At 42.2% G+C, this 18,333-nt stretch carries 17 protein-coding genes; 2 read left to right on the top strand and 15 right to left on the bottom strand.

The window, feature by feature from the left end:
- Nucleotides 1-11 precede the first annotated feature (11 nt).
- The 8 genes from V7D18_RS07450 to V7D18_RS07485 form a co-directional block, all read right to left on the bottom strand.
- Entirely contained in the window at nt 12-1,064 is a 1,053-nt protein-coding gene (locus tag V7D18_RS07450) for a DnaD domain protein (RefSeq protein ID WP_426152961.1), read from the bottom strand.
- Between the two features lie 263 nt (nt 1,065-1,327).
- On the bottom strand, nt 1,328-2,707 hold the full coding sequence (gene murC, locus V7D18_RS07455; RefSeq protein WP_426152963.1) for a UDP-N-acetylmuramate--L-alanine ligase: 1,380 nt from the start codon (nt 2,705-2,707) through the stop codon (nt 1,328-1,330).
- Nucleotides 2,708-2,963: 256 nt separating this feature from the next.
- Nucleotides 2,964-3,857: a hypothetical protein gene (locus V7D18_RS07460; RefSeq protein ID WP_426152965.1), complete on the bottom strand. Its 894-nt coding sequence runs from the start codon at nt 3,855-3,857 to the stop codon at nt 2,964-2,966.
- Nucleotides 3,858-4,038: 181 nt separating this feature from the next.
- A complete protein-coding gene (locus V7D18_RS07465; protein WP_426152967.1) occupies nt 4,039-4,548 on the bottom strand; it encodes a QueT transporter family protein in 510 nt (169 codons plus the stop codon).
- 289 nt (nt 4,549-4,837) lie between these two features.
- Nucleotides 4,838-5,215 carry a hypothetical protein gene (locus V7D18_RS07470; RefSeq protein WP_426152969.1) on the bottom strand — a complete coding sequence of 126 codons (378 nt, stop codon included), beginning with the start codon at nt 5,213-5,215 and terminating at the stop codon, nt 4,838-4,840.
- 184 nt (nt 5,216-5,399) lie between these two features.
- Nucleotides 5,400-6,188 (bottom strand): AAC(3) family N-acetyltransferase, encoded by a 789-nt coding sequence (locus tag V7D18_RS07475; RefSeq protein ID WP_426152971.1) that lies wholly within the window; start codon nt 6,186-6,188, stop codon nt 5,400-5,402.
- A gap of 109 nt (nt 6,189-6,297) precedes the next feature.
- Complete coding sequence (locus tag V7D18_RS07480; protein ID WP_426152973.1) at nt 6,298-7,173, bottom strand: effector binding domain-containing protein; 876 nt, start codon at nt 7,171-7,173, stop codon at nt 6,298-6,300.
- An 18-nt stretch (nt 7,174-7,191) separates the two neighbouring features.
- Nucleotides 7,192-8,310: a C45 family autoproteolytic acyltransferase/hydolase gene (locus tag V7D18_RS07485; RefSeq protein WP_426152975.1), complete on the bottom strand. Its 1,119-nt coding sequence runs from the start codon at nt 8,308-8,310 to the stop codon at nt 7,192-7,194.
- 472 nt (nt 8,311-8,782) lie between these two features.
- On the opposite strand from V7D18_RS07485, the gene V7D18_RS07490 reads away from it, so the two are divergent.
- Complete coding sequence (locus V7D18_RS07490) at nt 8,783-8,968, top strand: hypothetical protein (RefSeq protein WP_426152977.1); 186 nt, start codon at nt 8,783-8,785, stop codon at nt 8,966-8,968.
- 350 nt (nt 8,969-9,318) lie between these two features.
- A complete protein-coding gene (locus tag V7D18_RS07495) occupies nt 9,319-10,998 on the top strand; it encodes a methyl-accepting chemotaxis protein (RefSeq protein WP_426152979.1) in 1,680 nt (559 codons plus the stop codon).
- Between the two features lie 62 nt (nt 10,999-11,060).
- Here V7D18_RS07495 and V7D18_RS07500 read toward each other — a convergent pair whose 3' ends face one another.
- From V7D18_RS07500 to V7D18_RS07530, 7 genes are all read right to left on the bottom strand, one after another.
- Nucleotides 11,061-12,008 carry an ABC transporter ATP-binding protein gene (locus tag V7D18_RS07500; RefSeq protein ID WP_426152981.1) on the bottom strand — a complete coding sequence of 316 codons (948 nt, stop codon included), beginning with the start codon at nt 12,006-12,008 and terminating at the stop codon, nt 11,061-11,063.
- Nucleotides 11,995-13,077 (bottom strand): ABC transporter ATP-binding protein, encoded by a 1,083-nt coding sequence (locus tag V7D18_RS07505; RefSeq protein WP_426152983.1) that lies wholly within the window; start codon nt 13,075-13,077, stop codon nt 11,995-11,997. Before V7D18_RS07505 ends, V7D18_RS07500 begins: the two co-directional genes overlap by 14 nt.
- Before the next feature lie 10 nt (nt 13,078-13,087).
- Nucleotides 13,088-14,149, bottom strand: coding sequence for an ABC transporter permease (locus tag V7D18_RS07510; protein WP_426152985.1), 1,062 nt, complete (start codon nt 14,147-14,149; stop codon nt 13,088-13,090).
- A complete protein-coding gene (locus tag V7D18_RS07515) occupies nt 14,136-15,083 on the bottom strand; it encodes an ABC transporter permease (protein ID WP_426152987.1) in 948 nt (315 codons plus the stop codon). Before V7D18_RS07515 ends, V7D18_RS07510 begins: the two co-directional genes overlap by 14 nt.
- Before the next feature lie 90 nt (nt 15,084-15,173).
- The gene (locus tag V7D18_RS07520; protein ID WP_426152989.1) at nt 15,174-16,856 is read right to left on the bottom strand and encodes a peptide ABC transporter substrate-binding protein; all 1,683 of its coding nucleotides are present in this window, start codon (nt 16,854-16,856) and stop codon (nt 15,174-15,176) included.
- Between the two features lie 303 nt (nt 16,857-17,159).
- Nucleotides 17,160-17,693, bottom strand: a complete 534-nt coding sequence (locus tag V7D18_RS07525; protein ID WP_426152991.1) for a shikimate kinase — start codon at nt 17,691-17,693, stop codon at nt 17,160-17,162.
- A complete protein-coding gene (locus V7D18_RS07530) occupies nt 17,690-18,328 on the bottom strand; it encodes a flavin reductase family protein (protein WP_426152993.1) in 639 nt (212 codons plus the stop codon). The genes V7D18_RS07525 and V7D18_RS07530 overlap by 4 nt, the downstream gene beginning before the upstream one ends.
- Between the last annotated feature and the right edge of the window lie 5 nt (nt 18,329-18,333).

Below are 18,333 nucleotides of genomic sequence, written 5' to 3' on the forward strand. Positions count from 1 at the left end.
CTTATCTACCGTTACTTAAGCTCTGTCAGCTGTCCAAGAATAAGGGCATCATAATCAATCTCCCGTTGAGGGAAATTCTGAAACTGGTTCTGCCCGCTTCTTCCCTTTGTGCCTGCTGCCTGCTTATATTCTACTGCTGTCTTTTGGCCTTTATCGCTTCCAGCCTTTTTCCGGTCCGCATGCTGCTCGTCCAGCCTGCGAATGTCTTCCATTGTACGGGCTCCGGCTTTCTTCCAGCCTTCTATAATCTTATCCGTATACGGGAAACTGGGGGAATGTGTCGCTGTCAGAGTGCGGCTGCAGGCCTCCATAACCAGCTCTTTGGTAAATCCGTAAGTACGGAACCATTTATCCATGTACTCCCGCTCTGAGTCGCCGGGATTGCGGTCACTCAGTCCAAACGCCCTCATGACGGCAAAGGAATCCTTAGAAAAAGTAAGTGCATTATTCTTCGCATCATCTACCGTCTTAATACCCTTTTCGTGCCAGCTGATGGCTACCGTCTCAATATACCGAATGCTGGTATGTCCGCCCTGTACACAATACTCAACCACATATTCTAAAAGCTCTGCAGGCATATGAAGCCCATCATAAAGATAAGCAAATACCTCACATTCTCTCTGAGTAAAAACTTTGTTCATATATTTCTGGGCAATATAAAGCAGCTGTGAAAAATCCTCATCTCCTGCCAGCCCGCTGATCTGATCAGGAGTGTAGGATTTACGGCCTGCGGATTCCACAGGTTTCTCCTTTTTCTCTTCCGCTGCAGGGCGTACGGAACATGCAGTCTCCGATACCGCAGAAGTAACCTGCTGCTTTGAAATGGCCTCCTCGCCCAGTACCCCAGCCTTTTTCCAGTAAGATAAGGCACGCATCACATCGGCCTCTGTATGGTTTAAGGCATCGGCGATCGCAGATACGGTTACCTCTTCCCCTTCATGACGCATCAGAAACAGATATTCTTTTATGTATTCACCATTCGCCGAAGCCATAAAATCATCTATAAATTGATTGGATATTATCGTACCATTGATCTTAAAACTGCTCTTAAAATTCACCGCCATAACCTCACCTTTTTATCATGTTCCTATCATACCACAGGTCTTTCCAAAAGAAAATAGGGGCAGTTATCCACTAAATCAATTGTGGATATTGTGGATAATGTGGAAACTAAGTATACATAATCTTGGTTTATCCACTATCATCCTGTTGAATTGCTGATAAAACCGAGATTTTTTAAATTGTGAGACTATAATTTATGTAAATTAAAAAATCCACATAGTTTCTTAACATAAAATGTTGAAAACTATGTGGATAATGTGGATAACTATAAGCCCAACAGCTTTTCTCCCACTTTTACAATATCTCCGGCACCCATAGTTATCAACAAATCACCGTGTATACAATTTTCTAAAATAAATGTTTCAATCTCATCAAACGAGGTGATATAATGCGCTTTTACACCTTTTTTCTCTATTCTATCCACGATATCTGCAGAGCTGATCCCCAGATTATCGGTTTCTCTTGCTGCATAAATTTCTGCCAGAACTACCTCATCTGCCAGAGACAGTGCATCTGCAAATTCCTCAAGAAATGCCTTTGTACGTGTATAAGTATGGGGTTGGAAAACAACCCACAGTTTTTTATGGGGATAATGCTTCGCTGTATTCAGGGTTGCACGGATCTCCTGGGGATGATGGGCATAATCATCAATGATGGTAACACCTCCCAGTTCTCCCTTCTTTTCAAAGCGCCTGTTGGTACCTGTAAAATGTTTTAGCCCTTTTTTTACCTGATCCAGTGAAATTCCAAGCTCCGCGCAAACGGCGGCAGCTGCCAGGGAATTATACACATTGTGTTCTCCGGGTACTCCAAGGGTGACCTTATCCACGACAGTACCATCGATCTTTAAATCATAGGTGGCTCTTGCCAGATCATCAAACTCAATGGTCTCCGCCTGGTACCTGCTTCCGGCTTTCTTTCCAAACGTAATTACCTTACAGGGAAGATCACGTACGATCTCCTCGATATTTTCAATGTCGTTATTAATCACCAGCAGTCCATCCTTAGGAAGCTTCTGGGCAAACAGCCGGAAAGAGTTACGAATATCCTTGATATCTTTAAAGAAATCAAGATGATCTGCCTCTATATTTAAAATAATCTCAACAGTCGGATAAAAGGACAGAAAACTATTAGTATATTCACAGGCTTCGGTCACAAAAAGTTCCGGACCTCCCACACGTATATTCCCCCCTATGGAGTTTAAAATTCCTCCTACTGAAATAGTGGGGTCCGCATCTGCACAGAGAAGAACCTCTGTAATCATAGAGGTTGTCGTTGTTTTCCCGTGAGTTCCCGAAATCGCAATCGCATTCTCATAATTCTTCATCATCTGACCAAGCAGCTCTGCCCTGCTGAGAATGGGCAGTCCCTTTTCTCTTGCAGATATCAGCTCGGGATTATCAGAATGTACCGCAGCCGTATAAACCACCACATCGATTCCTTCTGTAATATTCTCCGCACACTGTCCATACGCAATCTTTGCACCTTTTGCTTCCAGGTGATGCGTCAGTTCCGATTCATGTGAATCTGATCCGGTTACTGTAAATCCCTCATCCATGAGAATCTCAGCCAGACCGCTCATGCTGATTCCTCCAATACCGATAAAATGAACTGCCTGTGGTTTATGAAAATCAATCTGATACATGCTTTATCCATCCTTAATTTATTGTTTTATTTATGTAACGGTTACTTCCACTTACTTTTACTGCTTTTTTCTTATAAAGTCAACCGCTTTCTTCTTTATTATATAAGAAAAATGGAAGAAAATCTACCCGGGAATCCAAACTGGGACCTTGCCTCAGGGTGAGACGCCCCGTTTGCAGCTGAAGTGTTTTTCATGTTATATAAAAATGCACCTTACAGATTCTATGACCTGTAAAGTGCACTTTATGACACGGAAATTATGTTCCGGATAATGCAAGTCCTGCTCGAACAGGCAGAAGTTCTCTAAAACCATCGTTTCCAGCCGAAGCCTCTGCTACCGAAGCAATCAAATAAAGCATTTCCTTATAACTTCTAAACAGCTGCTGCTGTCTGCCCTCTCTCCAGTAAATAATTCCCTGCCAGGTTGCGTGTTCGTGAAATAGCACTTTAATAGAGAAAGAAGCAATCTTCCCCCCTCTTCTGCAGAGCGTACATGCATCACTGGATATCAGCTGTCCATAATTCAGCCCGTACTTGGGTATATCGTCATTTTTCAGTTCATATTCCATAAATGTACCAAGAGACTTTGCAAGATCCACCGGCTCCACCTGCTGCTCTAATGTCTCAGACGGTATATTCTGGTAATTTCCTGTAAACTTTCCGGAATGGTAGGTATCAATTGCCACATGGCAGGTAGTCATAATGTTATTAACCTGCTCTTTTCTGTCATTACCGGTCAAAAGCAGGTACATGGCAAGAATCAGTTCAAGTTCACTTTCAAAAGGTGTCTTCACATCGCCTTCAATCCACCTTATATTCCCCTGCCAGCTTGCATAATACCGATACTGTACAAAAACATAAAAGGTCGCTAATTTTCCAGGTCTTTCATTTTCACTGCTTTTTTTTATTTCGGGAGTAAGATCTTCTATTCCAGAAAACTGCCGCCGTTGAACCGTCTGCTTCGGACAGCCCAGCTGATCAAATATCCGATCCATATTAAAAAACATCTCCAGGAGGCTTTCAAATAATATTCCGCCAGAGCCGCTTTCATGAAATAAAATCCCTTTTATACTATTATCTTCAAATTCATCTACCGCTATTGTAAAATACCTGTCTGAATTACGAACCACACTCATTCTTCCAACTGTCATCCCTTCACCATAGTCTTTCATTTGTAAATTTATTATATAAAAAAGCGGTTACATTTCGGTTACATAACATTGTTTTAGATAATTATATTTTATCACATGTAACTAACGAATGAAATAGAAAATATATACAAAAACTCCTGACTTTATCTGGGTCAGGAGTTTCTAAATCTGTGATCTTTTATCAGACTGTTTCTGAAAAGAAACGATCAAATATAAGATATTTATACCTGTTAAGAACACCCAGCAATATATTACCCAATACTCCAATTGCAAGAATCTCCCCAATGCCAACCGTGACCATCGCATACCAGATCATATCCGGTGAGCCATAAGCATAACGAAGAACCCATGGAATAATAACAACATTGGACAAAATAGGCGGTATACATACCAGCCATTTATTACCCCGGAGTTTGTAGGCTCCAACCGCACCAATCAAAGTGGCCAGACTGCCAAAAATCACATCAAGTGCCGCTGCGCCGCACAGGAGATTAGACAGAAAACAACCGATAAATAATCCGGGAATTGCAGCTGGGGTAAAGTAGGGAAGGATACAAAGCATTTCCGAAACACGAAACTGGACTGGTCCGAAGCTAATGGGGGCAAATGCCATGGTCAGCACCGTGTAGATTGCAGCAATAACTGCAGAAAAAACCATGAAATGAGTTTTCACTGATGATTTGTGATTCATATTTTTTTCTCCTCTAGTTTTGTTTTAGGTGTGGAAGGTCACGAACACACCGGTCTTTGTTGTGAAAATCCTTGATTTTAAAAGGAATATCACGGCCTTATTATTGTCTTTCGGGTACTAAAAATCAGGTGTTGACATAACTTTGACACAATTACGCCTGAGATATGCTTTAACCACCTTATTTTCAAATCCTACAGACTGCTACAGTATACCATTCCCCAGTGGATTTATCAAGTGGCTCTTTGGTTTCGGTTTTATCCGTATTATCGTTTCTCTTACTCCCAGTAGTTTATAAATCCTTTCTATAATACCTTTGAAAATATTGAAGTACATTTAATTGTAATTTTTCCTTCTCTTTTAAATTTTGCATAAAATAATCTTCACAAAGTCGTTTATCTTCCTCAACTGGTCTGGAATAATCAGCTTTAACATCTGTTTTTACATTTTGGCTAGCTGTCTTCACTGTGCCATCCACTCTATTCATGAAAGCATTCCAGTTTTTTTCAGACATATTGATACTACCTTTGCGGTCATTCTCTAAATCCGCATTAATCTTTTCCATGATTTTTAATTTCCAATTCAATACTTCATTTCTAAATGCTTGTGCTCCCGCTTTTTTTGATGATACGTCGGTATGACAGTATTTATCCAACCCAGCTATTTCCATAACAATTTTCCTCCTCCACTCTGCCTGTCTATATAATATTATAACCAATCTTTTCTGGGTTTCAATCACTATTTATGAAATTCGCGTGACACACTCTGTCACAGCTTTGTATAAACCAGATCAATCCCCTATAAAAAACAAGAGCCATCCCCTGTCCCAAAAAGGCAGGAAATAACTCAAGGACTTATTTTTTCATCCACCACTCCTTAGGAATTGTGTCCAATTCAATAATACAATTGATTTGGTGAGATAATACATCTTTTGTCACATCAAAAATTGCTTTCGCATTACATAAAATGCAGACCGCATCCCCAAAAGTTGTCTTAGCAGCTGCACCTCTATCATAGAAAGCCTGTTCCAGTTTTGTGTAATTTTCTGAGATATGATCCGTGACAGAATTATTATGGCGGTGCATAAAGGATGGCTTTATCTGACCGTCAGGCATAATGATCTTAAAATATGTGGGCTCCTTAGTCAGTCGATCCGGCACATCTAAATGTTCTTCCACACAGTGAATAAAGGTATTTCTCTCATGCCCCACTCCAAGAAGCAGAATTTTACCGTTTCTTTCTTTTAAACGATCATAGCACCCCCCTGGAGGGCAGGGCGTTGTTCGGCTTTCTTCTCCTTCAATAAATGCTTCGCTATCCTTTCCGTATACAGCTACACTATGAGTCGGATGAAGCGAACGAAGCACACCGTTCCGTTTCATGAAAAGATTAGGTAAAATCCCGACACAGGCGGGCTCTATTCTGGGATCAAATACATTATGATATTCTGACATGGAAAACCATGTATGAGTGGGCAGTATTAGAAGACCTTCAGACAGGTATTCCATAAAGACATCCAGTACGGTATCCGCTCCACCTTCAACCTCTCCGATTGCCTTCATGGATGAGTGCACCAGTAAAGTATCATTAGGCTCTATTCCCATTACTTCTAGATTTTGTTTCAGATTTTGTTTTGTAATCATAATGATACCTTTCTTATCCCAAATCAATTAATAGTTTTATATCTGCAATCATAAGGGAACCGCAGGAATTTTGCAAACAGCTATGATTCATACCACAAAACCACCACTGTTATCGAACTGGAATATAAAGATCTACTTCAGTATCTGGGTGATCGTAGCCCAGAAATCTGTTATCATAGAGTTCAAAGTCCTCCCGCCAGTCCAATTCCTCTTCGGTTGTTAAAAACCAGGTTCCCCATATATATTCAAACGTCTGAGGCAGCATACTTAAGCTTCCCCTGTGAGTGAACACGGCATACTTTCCTGCAGGCAGAACCTTTCTGACAAATTGCGGTGGCAAGCCTTCAAAAGAATGTACTTCATAGCCTGCAACCTCCGTAAATAAAACCCAGTCATTCATAGTATAAAGTGTGTTTTCATTGCAGGCTTCGCAGATTCCAAAACCTCTGCCTCCCTCCACCAGATTCGGAATTTTATGATACATTCGGTTTGCATTATTCCAAAGATCTCTTAGTTTTATATCGGACAGTGTCGTTTCACCCCGAATCCCTGCTACTTTAATCTCAGGTATGGTTGCAATTTTGGGATGAACGGTTACGTTAGAAATCAGATGCTGTAAAAGTCCCTGATCTAATCGTTCTTTTGCTCCCACATAAGCATCCAGCCGATTAATGCGATATGTCTGCGGGCTTACCCGATATATTGATTTAAAAGCCCGGCTGAATGCTTCTGATGACTCGAAACCACTGTCTACAGCAATATCGATGATTCTCTCATCTGTATATAACAAACGCTTTGCTCCATCGGCCAGGCGGCGTTTTTTAATGTAACTTCCTATTGTTTCACCCAGTAGAGAAACGAACTGCCGGTTAAGGTGATAGTAAGAGTAACCGGCAGCCCTGGCCACATCTTCTACACGAATGTCTTCTCTTAAATTGGCTTCTATATAAATCACTGCCCGTTCCAGCGACTTCCGGTAGTCCATGTCAAATTTCTCTCCTTTTTAATTTATCGGCTGATAAGTATAAATAACCGGATCTGCTTTTTCAAAATTTAATCCGATTTCCCTGACCGTTTCTTTCATATCATCGCTTACCAGAAAGCGTTCCCAGCCATTCTCTTTTCTTCCGCCCCAGCAGATATCGATGGATTTATCTGACGGAGATAAGATCATGCTCTTAGTGGTGCCAAAATATTCTTCATAATAATGGGTGCATAATCCCTCCGGATATTTTGATAAAAGCATATTTTTTAACTGATCACTTGTTATCCCAGAAGCGCCAGTCAGGGTTTTTGTAATATAATCATAACGCTTTGCTGAGTGGACAAATGCTTTGGGCTCATAAGGTACCAATTCAGGTAATACCGGGTGATTGGTAGCGTGTAAAAACTGTTGGGATGAGTCAGCATCCAGCTTTTTAAATGCCAGTCTTCCATCCACTGTCTCTACCAGAGCGGTATTTCCAGCCTGATCAAGAAGTATTAAATTTAAGTTATAGGCGATGGGAATATTCCTGATATACTGAAGACCATCACTTACATCTTTACAATTCTCCAATAAGGCGCGAATAACTGCCCAGAACTGAAGACCTCTAATCCTGGGTTCCCTCATATACGGCATTGCACCAACGGGAAATCCACAGGAACTCATAGTCACCGCCAGCCCATGTTCATTAATACCATCATCTCTGCCGAAGAATAGTACACTGGTGCCAATATGTGCATACTTTCCTTTTATTTTAGTTTTCACAAGACAGAAATCTTCGGCTTCATGATGAAACTCATAGTTTCGGGCAAGAAGCGGCTTATGTTCTGCTGTTATAGATGGCAGCAATGCCATATGGCTGCAGCGGGGCAGCAGATAAGTCATTCCATAGAAGAAAATTTGATCTGCATTCACCTGCAATGCGTCTGCAAATCCTTGAATTTCCTCAGTTAGTCCGGGGCACCATTGATCAAACAGTTTCTGTGCCTCCTTGAAATCATCTGTTCCAAAACCTTCCACCGATTGGGTATGGAGTGCTTTTAGTTGAGGAATCTCTCCCATAATCCTGCCCATCTGGTAACCCGTTTCATAATTTGTGCCTTCTAGATTCATGGTATAAGCTGATACATTATTCATATTCTTAATCCTCCTGTTCTGTATATAGTTTAATCAGACAGACGGAGTTTTACATGATATTTTCTGCTCTTTTTATAGAACTCAGTTACTACACACATTAGCTTCCCGCACCTTAACATATACAATATACCAACTTTAATTTTATTATACTATTACCCCGTAATTAATAATTTTTAATCTTCCCTCTATTTCGAACATACGTTCTTTAACAATCATAACACCAACACTTTATGAAGTCAATAGTAAATCTTAAATCTTAAATGTCGAATTTTAATTAAAATAATCAAAAATATTGTTGACACTATGTCTACACGGTGTTATTATTTGTACACACGCTAACAACAACTTTAATTAAAAATACAATCTTCTAAAAACTCCCCTTTTTATTATCAATCGTTCTTCTCTCCTGTTTCATGATAATCTGACCTGTTAACTGCCGGCAGACGAAAAGCGAAAAGGAGAACCATTCAATATGAAATCATTTCAAAAACCAACCATACCAGCAAGAGAAGAATTTCACAGATTCTATGCAGGTGAAATTAATGTCCGCGATTTCTGCACCGAACGTACAAATCAGCGCCGGATTCCCCCTTATACACCGGAAGAACGCAAGGTTCAGTCAGACAGAGCCCAAATGCCGGACAAACATACCACTTAGAACCTAATATTATAAGAGATACTATTTCAATCAGCATGATAAAAAGGGGAAAATAAATTGGCCAGAGAACAATCCTGGCACAAATTTATATATAAACTGCAAAGCAGGTGATTAGCCCAGGCAGGGTTTTGGAGCAGCTGACATTTACCCTCTTATGCCTGGCAAAGTTCTGTTCTTGACTATTGTCAGTAAAGCAATTATAATATTGCAATAATACCATATATTGGATATTACTAATTCTTACCATTGTTATATAATGTTGTTATATTGGGGATTATTTTACAGTGAATTTGAGTTTTTTTATGGAGTAGAGGTATATAAAAAAAACAAAGGTAAAGAAGGGAAAACACATGATGAAAAAATTAAAAGTTGGTAAACGGTTATTGCTTACATTTCTTATTGTGGTATTATTTTCTGGTCTTGCAGGAACCATAGGAATCCTGCTCATCCACAAAGTTAATAAGGAGTATAGTATTGAACTCCAGGATTATGGCTTTGCACAGGGAGATATCGGAAGCCTCGGGCAGGCATTTCAGGCACATCGTGCAACAATTTTATACATAATCTTTTCAGAGGATGCATCTGAAACGGAAAAACAGAAGCAGATTTTAGACACACAGATTAACACCATTAACCAGTCGATGAAGCAGGTGGAGAGCCGTATGAAGACTCCCGCCGAGAAAGAACTCTACAGCCAGCTGGCTGAGAAGATGAAAAAATACGAAGGTATTCGAAGCAATACTTTAGAGCTTGCCGGTAAATCCACACAGGAAGCCATGGCTACCTTCCGCAGTCAGGCAGCTCCTCTCGCAGCTGATATCGCCAACACCATCAATACCATGCTGGCGAATAAATCCAATGACGGTATCGCAAAATCAAACCAGCTGGAATTACAGACCAATGTTTTTATCGTAATCATGGTCATTATCATACTGGGTTCCATTGTAATTTCCATATTAATTGCGATCTATATCACCCGCGGAATTATCAAGCCGATTGTTGAATTAAAAGACGTGGCCGATAAGATGGCGCAGGGTAATTTAAACTGTCATCTGGAATATACTTCTAACGATGAGCTGGGACATCTTGCCGAAAGCATGAGAACCATGATGGATAGAATCTCCTACTACATGAACTATATTTCCGTTACAACACAGCAAATGGCTGACGGAGACTTTAATATTCCTCACGATCCGGAAGAATTTAAAGGAGCATTCCGTGAAGTTCAGATATCCATTGAGAACCTTACTGATTCCCTTAATGATGTCATGATTAAAATTACCCAGGCTTCCGATCAGGTAGCAAGCGGTGCTGATCAAGTGGCAGACAGCGCCCAGGCTCTCAGTCAGGGTGCCACAGAACAGGCTTCCTCCATTCAGGAACTGGCGGCAACGATCAATGATATCTCAAGCAACATCAATCAGAATGCTGAGAATGCAAAAGAGGCAAATACTCAGGTGGAAACTACCTCTGCAGAGGTGGAATTTGGAAAAACGCGGATGGAGCATTTGAATTCTGCAATGGATACCATCAGCGAAGCTTCTTCTGAAATCAGCAAGGTTATAAAGACGATTGAAGACATTGCTTTCCAGACTAATATTCTGGCATTGAACGCAGCCGTAGAGGCCGCAAGAGCCGGTGATGCAGGCAAAGGCTTTGCTGTGGTTGCAGATGAGGTACGTAATCTTGCCAACAAGAGTCAGGAAGCCTCCCAGAATACTGCTGCACTGATTGAACGGGCGCTGGATTCCATTGAATCCGGCAATCACATTGCCAAAGAAACTAAGGAATCCATGGATCGTATCGTCGTGTCCTCCCAGACCGTAGCTAAACTTGTTTACCAGATTTCCACCGCCACTGAACAGCAGGCAACTGCAGTTACCCAGGTTACGCAGGGTATTGACCAGATTGCAAGCGTGGTTCAGACCAATTCCGCCACTTCGGAAGAAAGTGCGGCTGCAAGTGAGGAGATGGCAGGTCAGGCTCAAATGCTAAAATCACTGATGAGACAGTTTCAGTTAAAAGACTAATAAACGCACTACAATAGAAAAGAGGGTATGCTCAGTCAGATTATGAGCCATACCCTCTTTCCCTATTTCTGCAAAAAGTCTCCCGCCTTCCACCGTTCCACCTCTGCATCTGTACCAAGGACAAAATGCTGCCCGCCTATATGATGTTCCGAACCTGCCAGATAATCGATTCCCATTCCTTTTAAGTCATAGGTAAACGACGTCCGGCTTCGTTCTGATACAGGATCCGGTTTTGGAATGGCAGACAATAGGGATCTGGTATAGGGGTGGATCGGTCTGGAAAATATCTCTTCTGTTGTTCCCGTTTCCACCATATGTCCCAGATGGAGAACTCCGATTCTGTCTGAAATATATTTTACCATGGATAAATCGTGAGCGATAAATAATATGGCTGTCTTCGTCTGCTTCTGAAGCTCTTTCATTAAGTTCACTACCTGCGCCTGAATGGAAACATCCAGTGCACTGATGGCCTCATCAGCAATAATCAGTTCTGGTTCCATAATAAGAGCTCTTGCAATCCCGATCCGCTGTCTCTGACCTCCTGAAAACTGATGGGGATAACGATTGGCATGTTCCCTGGAAAGGCCCACCATATCAAGAATCCGGTATACCTTTTCCTCCCTTTCCTCCGGGGTGGAATACATGTGGTGAATATCAATCCCCTGAGCAACGATATCCAGGATTTTTTTTCTGGGATTCAAACATGCCATTGGATCCTGAAAGATCATCTGCATATTGGTTCTTAGATGCTTTGTCTCTTCGGCGGAGAGTTTTCCGGATATTTTAGACCCCTGAAACCAGACCTCTCCGGAAGTTGGCTCATACAGACGAATCACAGATCTTCCGATGGTGGATTTTCCACTTCCCGACTCTCCCACCAGACCGTAGGTTTCTCCAGGATAAATACGGAAAGATACCCCATCTACTGCTTTTATGGAAAACTTCCTGCCAAGCTTAAAATGCTGCTTTAAATCTCTGACATCCAGTAATGGATTTTTATTCTCCTCCACTTAAATCCACCTCCTCCCGCATCCTTTTAATCCTTTCCTGTAATGCCTCCGGCATTGGCACAGCGGGTGCATTTTCATGAAGAAGCCAGGTAGCAGCATAATGAGTATCCGTAACCTGAAACATTGGAGGCTCAAGACGGTAATCTATATTTAATGCAAACCGGTTTCTTTCTGCAAATGCGTCACCCTCTGTTTTATTTAACAAATTAAAGGGACTTCCGGGAATGGTGTACAGCACCTCGTCATCCGTATTTAAATCCGGCATGGCAGATAATAATCCCCAGGTATAAGGGTGTTTAGGATCATAAAAGATCTCTTCTGAAAGTCCTTTTTCCACCACTTTTCCCGCATACATAACCGCCACATAATCAGCCACTTTTGCTACAACTCCCAAATCATGGGTGATATAGATGACAGAGATTCCCGTCTTTTTCTGAATCTCTTTAATCAGCTCCAGGATCTTAGCCTGAATGGTCACATCTAAAGCAGTAGTTGGTTCATCACAGATCAAAACCTCCGGATCACAGGACAGGGCAATTGCAATTACGACTCTCTGCCTCATTCCACCAGAAAGCTGATGGGGATAGCTTTTCATTCGCTTTTCCGGCTCTGTAATCCCTACCAGATCAAGAAGCCTTACCGCCTTTTCATACGCTTCCTTTTTATTGGTTTTGTAATGATAACGCATTCCCTCCATAATCTGATTACCAATCGGCATGGTGGGATTTAAGGAAGTCATGGGATCCTGAAAAACCATTGCAATCCGCCTTCCATTTATACGGCGGCGCATCTCCTTCTTGCTGAATGTCAGCAGATTCTCTCTCATCTCCTCCCCCTTCTTACGGGAAGTAAAGTCAATTGTGCCGCTTTTTATTTTTCCGTTTCCGCTCAATATTCCCATAATCGCCTTCACAGTCACTGATTTGCCAGAGCCTGATTCCCCAACTATAGCAAGCGTTTCCCCCTGATATAAATCCAGATTGACTCCCCTGATCGCATTTACTTCACCGGCAGAGGTCTGAAAAGAGATAGATAAATCTCTGATTGACAAAACCTTATCTTTGTTCATAATCTGCCTCCTACATCTCTTTCATTTTGGGATCAAACGCATCTCTCAGTCCATCTGCCAGCATGTTAAAACTGAGCATAATAACTGCCAGAACCACCACCGGCGATATGATCATATATGGATGAGTAGTAAAGGATTTAAATGCATCGCTGATCAGTGAACCAAGCGAAGCTAACGGTGCCGGAACACCCAGGCCGATAAACGCCAGGAATGCCTCCGTAAAAATCGCATTTGGAATGGAAAACATGGACATAATGATCAGCTGACCAAAAATGTTGGGAAGTATTTCTTTAAAAATCAGGTAGAAATCTCCCGCTCCTAATGTTCTGGAAGCGAGTATAAACTCTTGTTCCTTCAGCTTCAGCACCTGGGCCCTTGCTACCCTGTTCATACCAATCCAGCCTGTGATGGCAAGTGCCAGCGTGATGGTAGCAAGCCCCGGTTTCAACACCAGCATGAGGAGCGTCACAATGACAAGGGTGGGAATCCCATTTAAAATTTCTGCAAACCGCTGCATGGCATTATCCACTGCACCTCCGAAATATCCGCTGATCAGACCGTAACTCATGCCAAAGCACATATCAACAAGAACGGCAACCAATGCGATATAGAGAGAAATTCTGGTACCCATAAATGTCCTGGTAAATATATCTCTACCCAGTACATCCGTACCAAACCAGTAATAAGTATTTTCCAGCCCGGTGGTTTTTTTAGGATCTGCATACCGGTTCACAGTAACTTTACCCGTGGAGGTACTCATGGTTTCTGAACCATCCATAATCCCCCACCGTTCCAGAACCGGAACTCTGGGAGCTAGATTCTGGTTTGCTATAATCTGTTCATTGTATGTATAACCGTTCATATAAGGACCGGCAATGGCCATGAAAACGACAAAAACAATAGCAATAAACCCAGCTGCCGCTCCCCTATTCTTCAAAAAGGACGAAATGACATCTTTCCAGTAAGACTGTGCCGGATAAACCCGGTCAATTCCTATGCTGTGGTTTTCTGCCAGCAAAAAGTCATCCGGCTTAAAATCAAGAGATACTGCTTCCTTATTATGACTGCTCATAGTCATCCTCCTTTGCCAGCCTGATCCGCGGATCAATGAGACCATATAAAATATCCACAGCAAGCATGATTCCGATATACATGGCACTATATATAAATGCCAGGGTTACGATCACATTATAATCATTGGACTGGATGGCCGTAACCAGAAGGCTTCCGATTCCCGGAATGGAGAATATCTTCTCCACTACCAGAGAACCGGTCATCAGGCTGACAACAAGAGGTGCCAGAACTGTAACAATAGGAATAAGCGCATTTCTTAACCCATGAATCAGTATGAGCCGCCAGCCGGGAAGTCCTTTGCTCTCTGCAAGCAGCATATAATCGGATCCCAGGACTTCCAGCATTTCCGTTCTGGTAAACCTGGCCACTGTTGCCACAGTAAACATGGCTAAGGATATGGTAGGAAGAACGGAGGATTTCACTGCTTCCTGCTGCTGATACAATAGAGGAAACCATTTAAAATGATAACCAAGAGTATAAGACAGCCCCAGTGCAAACACATAAGAAGGAAGACTGACACCAAGAACAGATATAACCGTTGTCATGGTATCAAAAATAGTATTATGCTTCAAAGCTGCTATGAGTCCCAATACCAGTCCCACTATAGTTCCAAGTAAAACTGCCTGCCCTCCGATTCTGATTGAAATGGGAAGTCTGGATGCTAAAAGTGTGGTAATTGATGTATTCTTCGAAATGGTATAGGATACTCCAAAGTCACCGGAAAGCATATTTTTTACATAGTTAAGGAACCGTATGAATACCGGTTTATCCAGGCCGTATTTGGCATTCAGCAGCGCTACCTGAGACTGGGTCAGTTTTTCATCATTGAACGGGGAACCCGGCATCAGCTCCAGCATAAGGAACAAAATAAGCAGGATCGCCAGCAAAGTTGCCGCTGAAATGCAGATTCTCTTTACAATATATCGTTTCACAAACGTTACCCTCCCAATTTAAGCAGCCAGAGGAATAACAGGCAAGGCCTGCAACCCCTCCGGCAGCCAGAATATAAAACCTGCAAAGTCTTATTTCTTAGTTGTATTCTTAAAATAACGGTTGATTGCGATAGAGTGGAATTCCACACCCTCAACTCCGGCCTTCTGCATCACAGCATTTCCCTTCTGGTAAACCGGGAAAATAACTGCATTGTCGCAAACAATTTTTTCTGCACCGATTAAAGCTTTCCATCTTGCTGCTGGATCAAGTGCAAGTTCCCCTTTTTTGGCAGACTGGATAATCGAATCATATTCTTCATTAGACCAGAATCCATAGTTGTTTGGGCTGTCGGTAATCCACATATCAAGATAGGTCATGGGGTCTGCATAGTCCGGTCCCCAGCGGGTAAGACCAATCTCAAATTCACCTGCCTGCATACGCTCTACACGGTTTTTCTTAGGCATCTGCTCTAAGTTAATGGTGATTCCGGGAAGTGTAGTCTGAATCTCTGACTGAAGGAACTGTGCCACATTGATGGCAGATTCCGTATCCTCAACAATCATGGTGTAGGTCAGGCTCTCCACTCCCAGTTCTTTTTTCGCTTCTTCCCAGTATTTTAAAGCTTCTGCCTTATCCGTTTTAAAGTAATTGCTGCCTGCATCCTCCCGGTAATCCTTTCCATCAGGACCAGTTGCCAGAAGAGTTGGTACTGCGAAGTATGCAGGTATAGAACCATCCTTTAAAATATTTGCACAAACCGCCTCTTTGTCAAAACAGAGTGATAAAGCCTTTCTTAAATTGAGATTCTCAAGACCTGCCACTTTGGTATTAGGTGACATATACCATAAATAACCTGCCATGATATTCTTAAATTCCGGATCTGCCTGGAACTGCTCCACCTGCTCACCGGAAAGTGTGACTAAGTCTAAATCTCCGTTCTGATATGCAAGCATTGCCTGCTGGGAATCCTTAATAACCTGATAATTGATTCCCTCAAGCTTTACCTTATCTGCATCCCAGTAATCCGGATTTTTCTCCAGCGTGATGGTAGTAGCTGCCGGTTCATAGGCTGTAATTTTAAATGGTCCGTTTGACAGCAGCGTATCGGGTGTGCTTGCATACTGGTCGCCGCACTTGGTGAAAAATTCTTCATTTACCGGATAGAAAGTTGGGAAAGCCATCAGAGATTCAAAAAACGGTACCGGAACGTCAAGCTCTACTTTCAGTGTTTTGTCATCAACCGCAGTCACTCCCAGCTCTTCCAAAGGTTTTTCTCCCGAGGAGACTGCATCCGCATTCTTTATGCCTGCGATTCCTACAATAAAAGCGTATTCACTTGCTGTTACCGGATTAACTGCCCTTCTCCACGCAAATACAAAATCCTTAGCAGTAACAGGCGTTCCATTGGACCATTTTGCGTCTCTTAAATGATAGGTAAGCGTCAGTCCATCTGCACTCTTATCCACACTCTCTGCCAGTGCCGGAACTGGATTTCCGTCTGCATCCAGCTCATAAAGACCATCCGTGGTATCCGCTATCACCTCAAATGAGGTCCCATCGGTAGCAATCTGGGGATCCATGGAAGCGACCTCCACATCAATATGTACGTTTAATGCATTTCCTTTTGCTGCTGTTGCCGCCTCTGTCTGAGCAGCAGCCTGGGTTGTGCCTGATGCTGGCGCCGCGGGCTTGGAATTTCCACAAGCGGTTAAAGACCAGACCATTAGTCCTGAAATCCCCAGTGATACCATTTTTTTCATGGCTTTCTTCATTTAACTACCTCCCAATTCTATTAAATTTAAAAAAACAAAGGCATCTGGCAGAATTATTTCCTGTTCAGACGCCTTAGTCTTAATTTTCTATAACTTTATGATATTTTCCCATATTTGTCAATAGTTTTCCAGCTTCGTTCCATATAATAAAATCAATAAGTTAATATTTCAATCACTTACTTTATATAATTAGGTTATCTCCTAAATAGAACAATAATACCGGCACTTTTTCTATATAAATATGCTGGTACAAATAAAATAAGACGCAGAATCTTATCAATTCAACGTCTTGCTTTCATTCCCTTACGTTTCCAGTCCGAAACGTTCTTCCAACATGTTTCTTAGAATATCCACGATACCACCCGCATCAACTCCGGTCTCATCAACGGTAATATCCGCATATTTTTCATAATAAGGAATCCGTTCCTCATACAGATCCTTTAATGTCATTCCATCTTTCAGCACAACCCCCCGGTCAGTTAAATTCCCCAGCCGTTCCTCTACTGCTTCATAGCTGAGTTTTAAGTAAACCACTGTACTGATCTTCTTTAAATGCTCCATGGCTTCCTTTCCGTAGATGACGCTTCCGCCCGGAGCAATGACGCTGTTGTGGACGGAAAGTTCTGCATTCACCCGGTTCTCCACATCAAGAAAACCTTCCAGTCCTTCCTCGGCAATAATCTCTTTTAACAGCCTTCCTTCCTGCTCCTGAATCACGATATCCACGTCAACAAAGGAATAACCAAGACGCTTTGCCAAAAGAACGCCTACCGTGCTCTTCCCTGATGCCGGCATCCCGATTAAGGTAATGTTATCAAGATTCTGGTTCCTTCTCATTTCCTTTTCCTCCTGTCCTTTGACTTCTTCTCCGGCTTTCTGACCGAATAACCAAAGCTGCCCACCTTTTTTCCCAGTTCAAAATATTCACCATGGGAATAGGTAATCAGCTTAGACTGATTTAAATGAAATTTATTCTGCTCATCCATATACCGGCTGTCTACCGTCACGCCAACTACCTCAGCCAGAAACAGATCATGACTTCCAAGCGGTTTAATCTCCGTAACCTTGCAGGAGAGAATCACGGGACTTTCTGCTATTCCGGGAGCGCCGATATTGGTTAAGGAACAGGGAGTCAATTTCATATCAGCAAATTTATCCACGTCTCTTCCTGATTTCACGCCGCAGTAATCCGCTGCACGCACCAGATCTGCCGTCACCAGATTTAGTGCAAACTCACCCGTTTCCTTTATAATATCGTAGGAATAGCGCTCACGCCTGATTGAAACTGACAGCATGGCAGGAGAAGAACAGATCGTCCCGGCCCAGGCTATTGTAATAATATTGGGCTTTTCTCCCTGACGCATACAGCTCACCATTACTGCAGGCACGGGATAAAGCATATTTCCAGGCTTCCAGTCTGTCTTACCGGATGTCTTTGCCTGTCCGGATTCTCTGTTAATCTTATCTTTCATGAATC

The organism is Lacrimispora sp. 38-1 (genome assembly GCF_049890855.1).
GTDB lineage: Bacteria > Bacillota > Clostridia > Lachnospirales > Lachnospiraceae > Lacrimispora.

Bases quoted from the DNA above. Each gene is read 5' to 3' on its own strand.
- V7D18_RS07485 (WP_426152975.1), bottom strand. From the start codon at position 8,310: ATGAATAATGTATCAGCTTATACCATGAATCTAGAAGGCACAAATTAT.
- V7D18_RS07525 (WP_426152991.1), bottom strand. From the start codon at position 17,693: ATGAGAAGGAACCAGAATCTTGATAACATTACCTTAATCGGGATGCCG.
- murC (WP_426152963.1), bottom strand. From the start codon at position 2,707: ATGTATCAGATTGATTTTCATAAACCACAGGCAGTTCATTTTATCGGT.
- V7D18_RS07470 (WP_426152969.1), bottom strand. From the start codon at position 5,215: ATGGAAATAGCTGGGTTGGATAAATACTGTCATACCGACGTATCATCA.
- V7D18_RS07465 (WP_426152967.1), bottom strand. From the start codon at position 4,548: ATGAATCACAAATCATCAGTGAAAACTCATTTCATGGTTTTTTCTGCA.
- V7D18_RS07490 (WP_426152977.1), top strand. From the start codon at position 8,783: ATGAAATCATTTCAAAAACCAACCATACCAGCAAGAGAAGAATTTCAC.
- V7D18_RS07510 (WP_426152985.1), bottom strand. From the start codon at position 14,149: ATGAGCAGTCATAATAAGGAAGCAGTATCTCTTGATTTTAAGCCGGAT.
- V7D18_RS07520 (WP_426152989.1), bottom strand. From the start codon at position 16,856: ATGAAGAAAGCCATGAAAAAAATGGTATCACTGGGGATTTCAGGACTA.
- V7D18_RS07505 (WP_426152983.1), bottom strand. From the start codon at position 13,077: ATGAACAAAGATAAGGTTTTGTCAATCAGAGATTTATCTATCTCTTTT.
- V7D18_RS07530 (WP_426152993.1), bottom strand. From the start codon at position 18,328: ATGAAAGATAAGATTAACAGAGAATCCGGACAGGCAAAGACATCCGGT.
- V7D18_RS07460 (WP_426152965.1), bottom strand. From the start codon at position 3,857: ATGACAGTTGGAAGAATGAGTGTGGTTCGTAATTCAGACAGGTATTTT.
- V7D18_RS07450 (WP_426152961.1), bottom strand. From the start codon at position 1,064: ATGGCGGTGAATTTTAAGAGCAGTTTTAAGATCAATGGTACGATAATA.
- V7D18_RS07495 (WP_426152979.1), top strand. From the start codon at position 9,319: ATGATGAAAAAATTAAAAGTTGGTAAACGGTTATTGCTTACATTTCTT.
- V7D18_RS07480 (WP_426152973.1), bottom strand. From the start codon at position 7,173: ATGGACTACCGGAAGTCGCTGGAACGGGCAGTGATTTATATAGAAGCC.
- V7D18_RS07475 (WP_426152971.1), bottom strand. From the start codon at position 6,188: ATGATTACAAAACAAAATCTGAAACAAAATCTAGAAGTAATGGGAATA.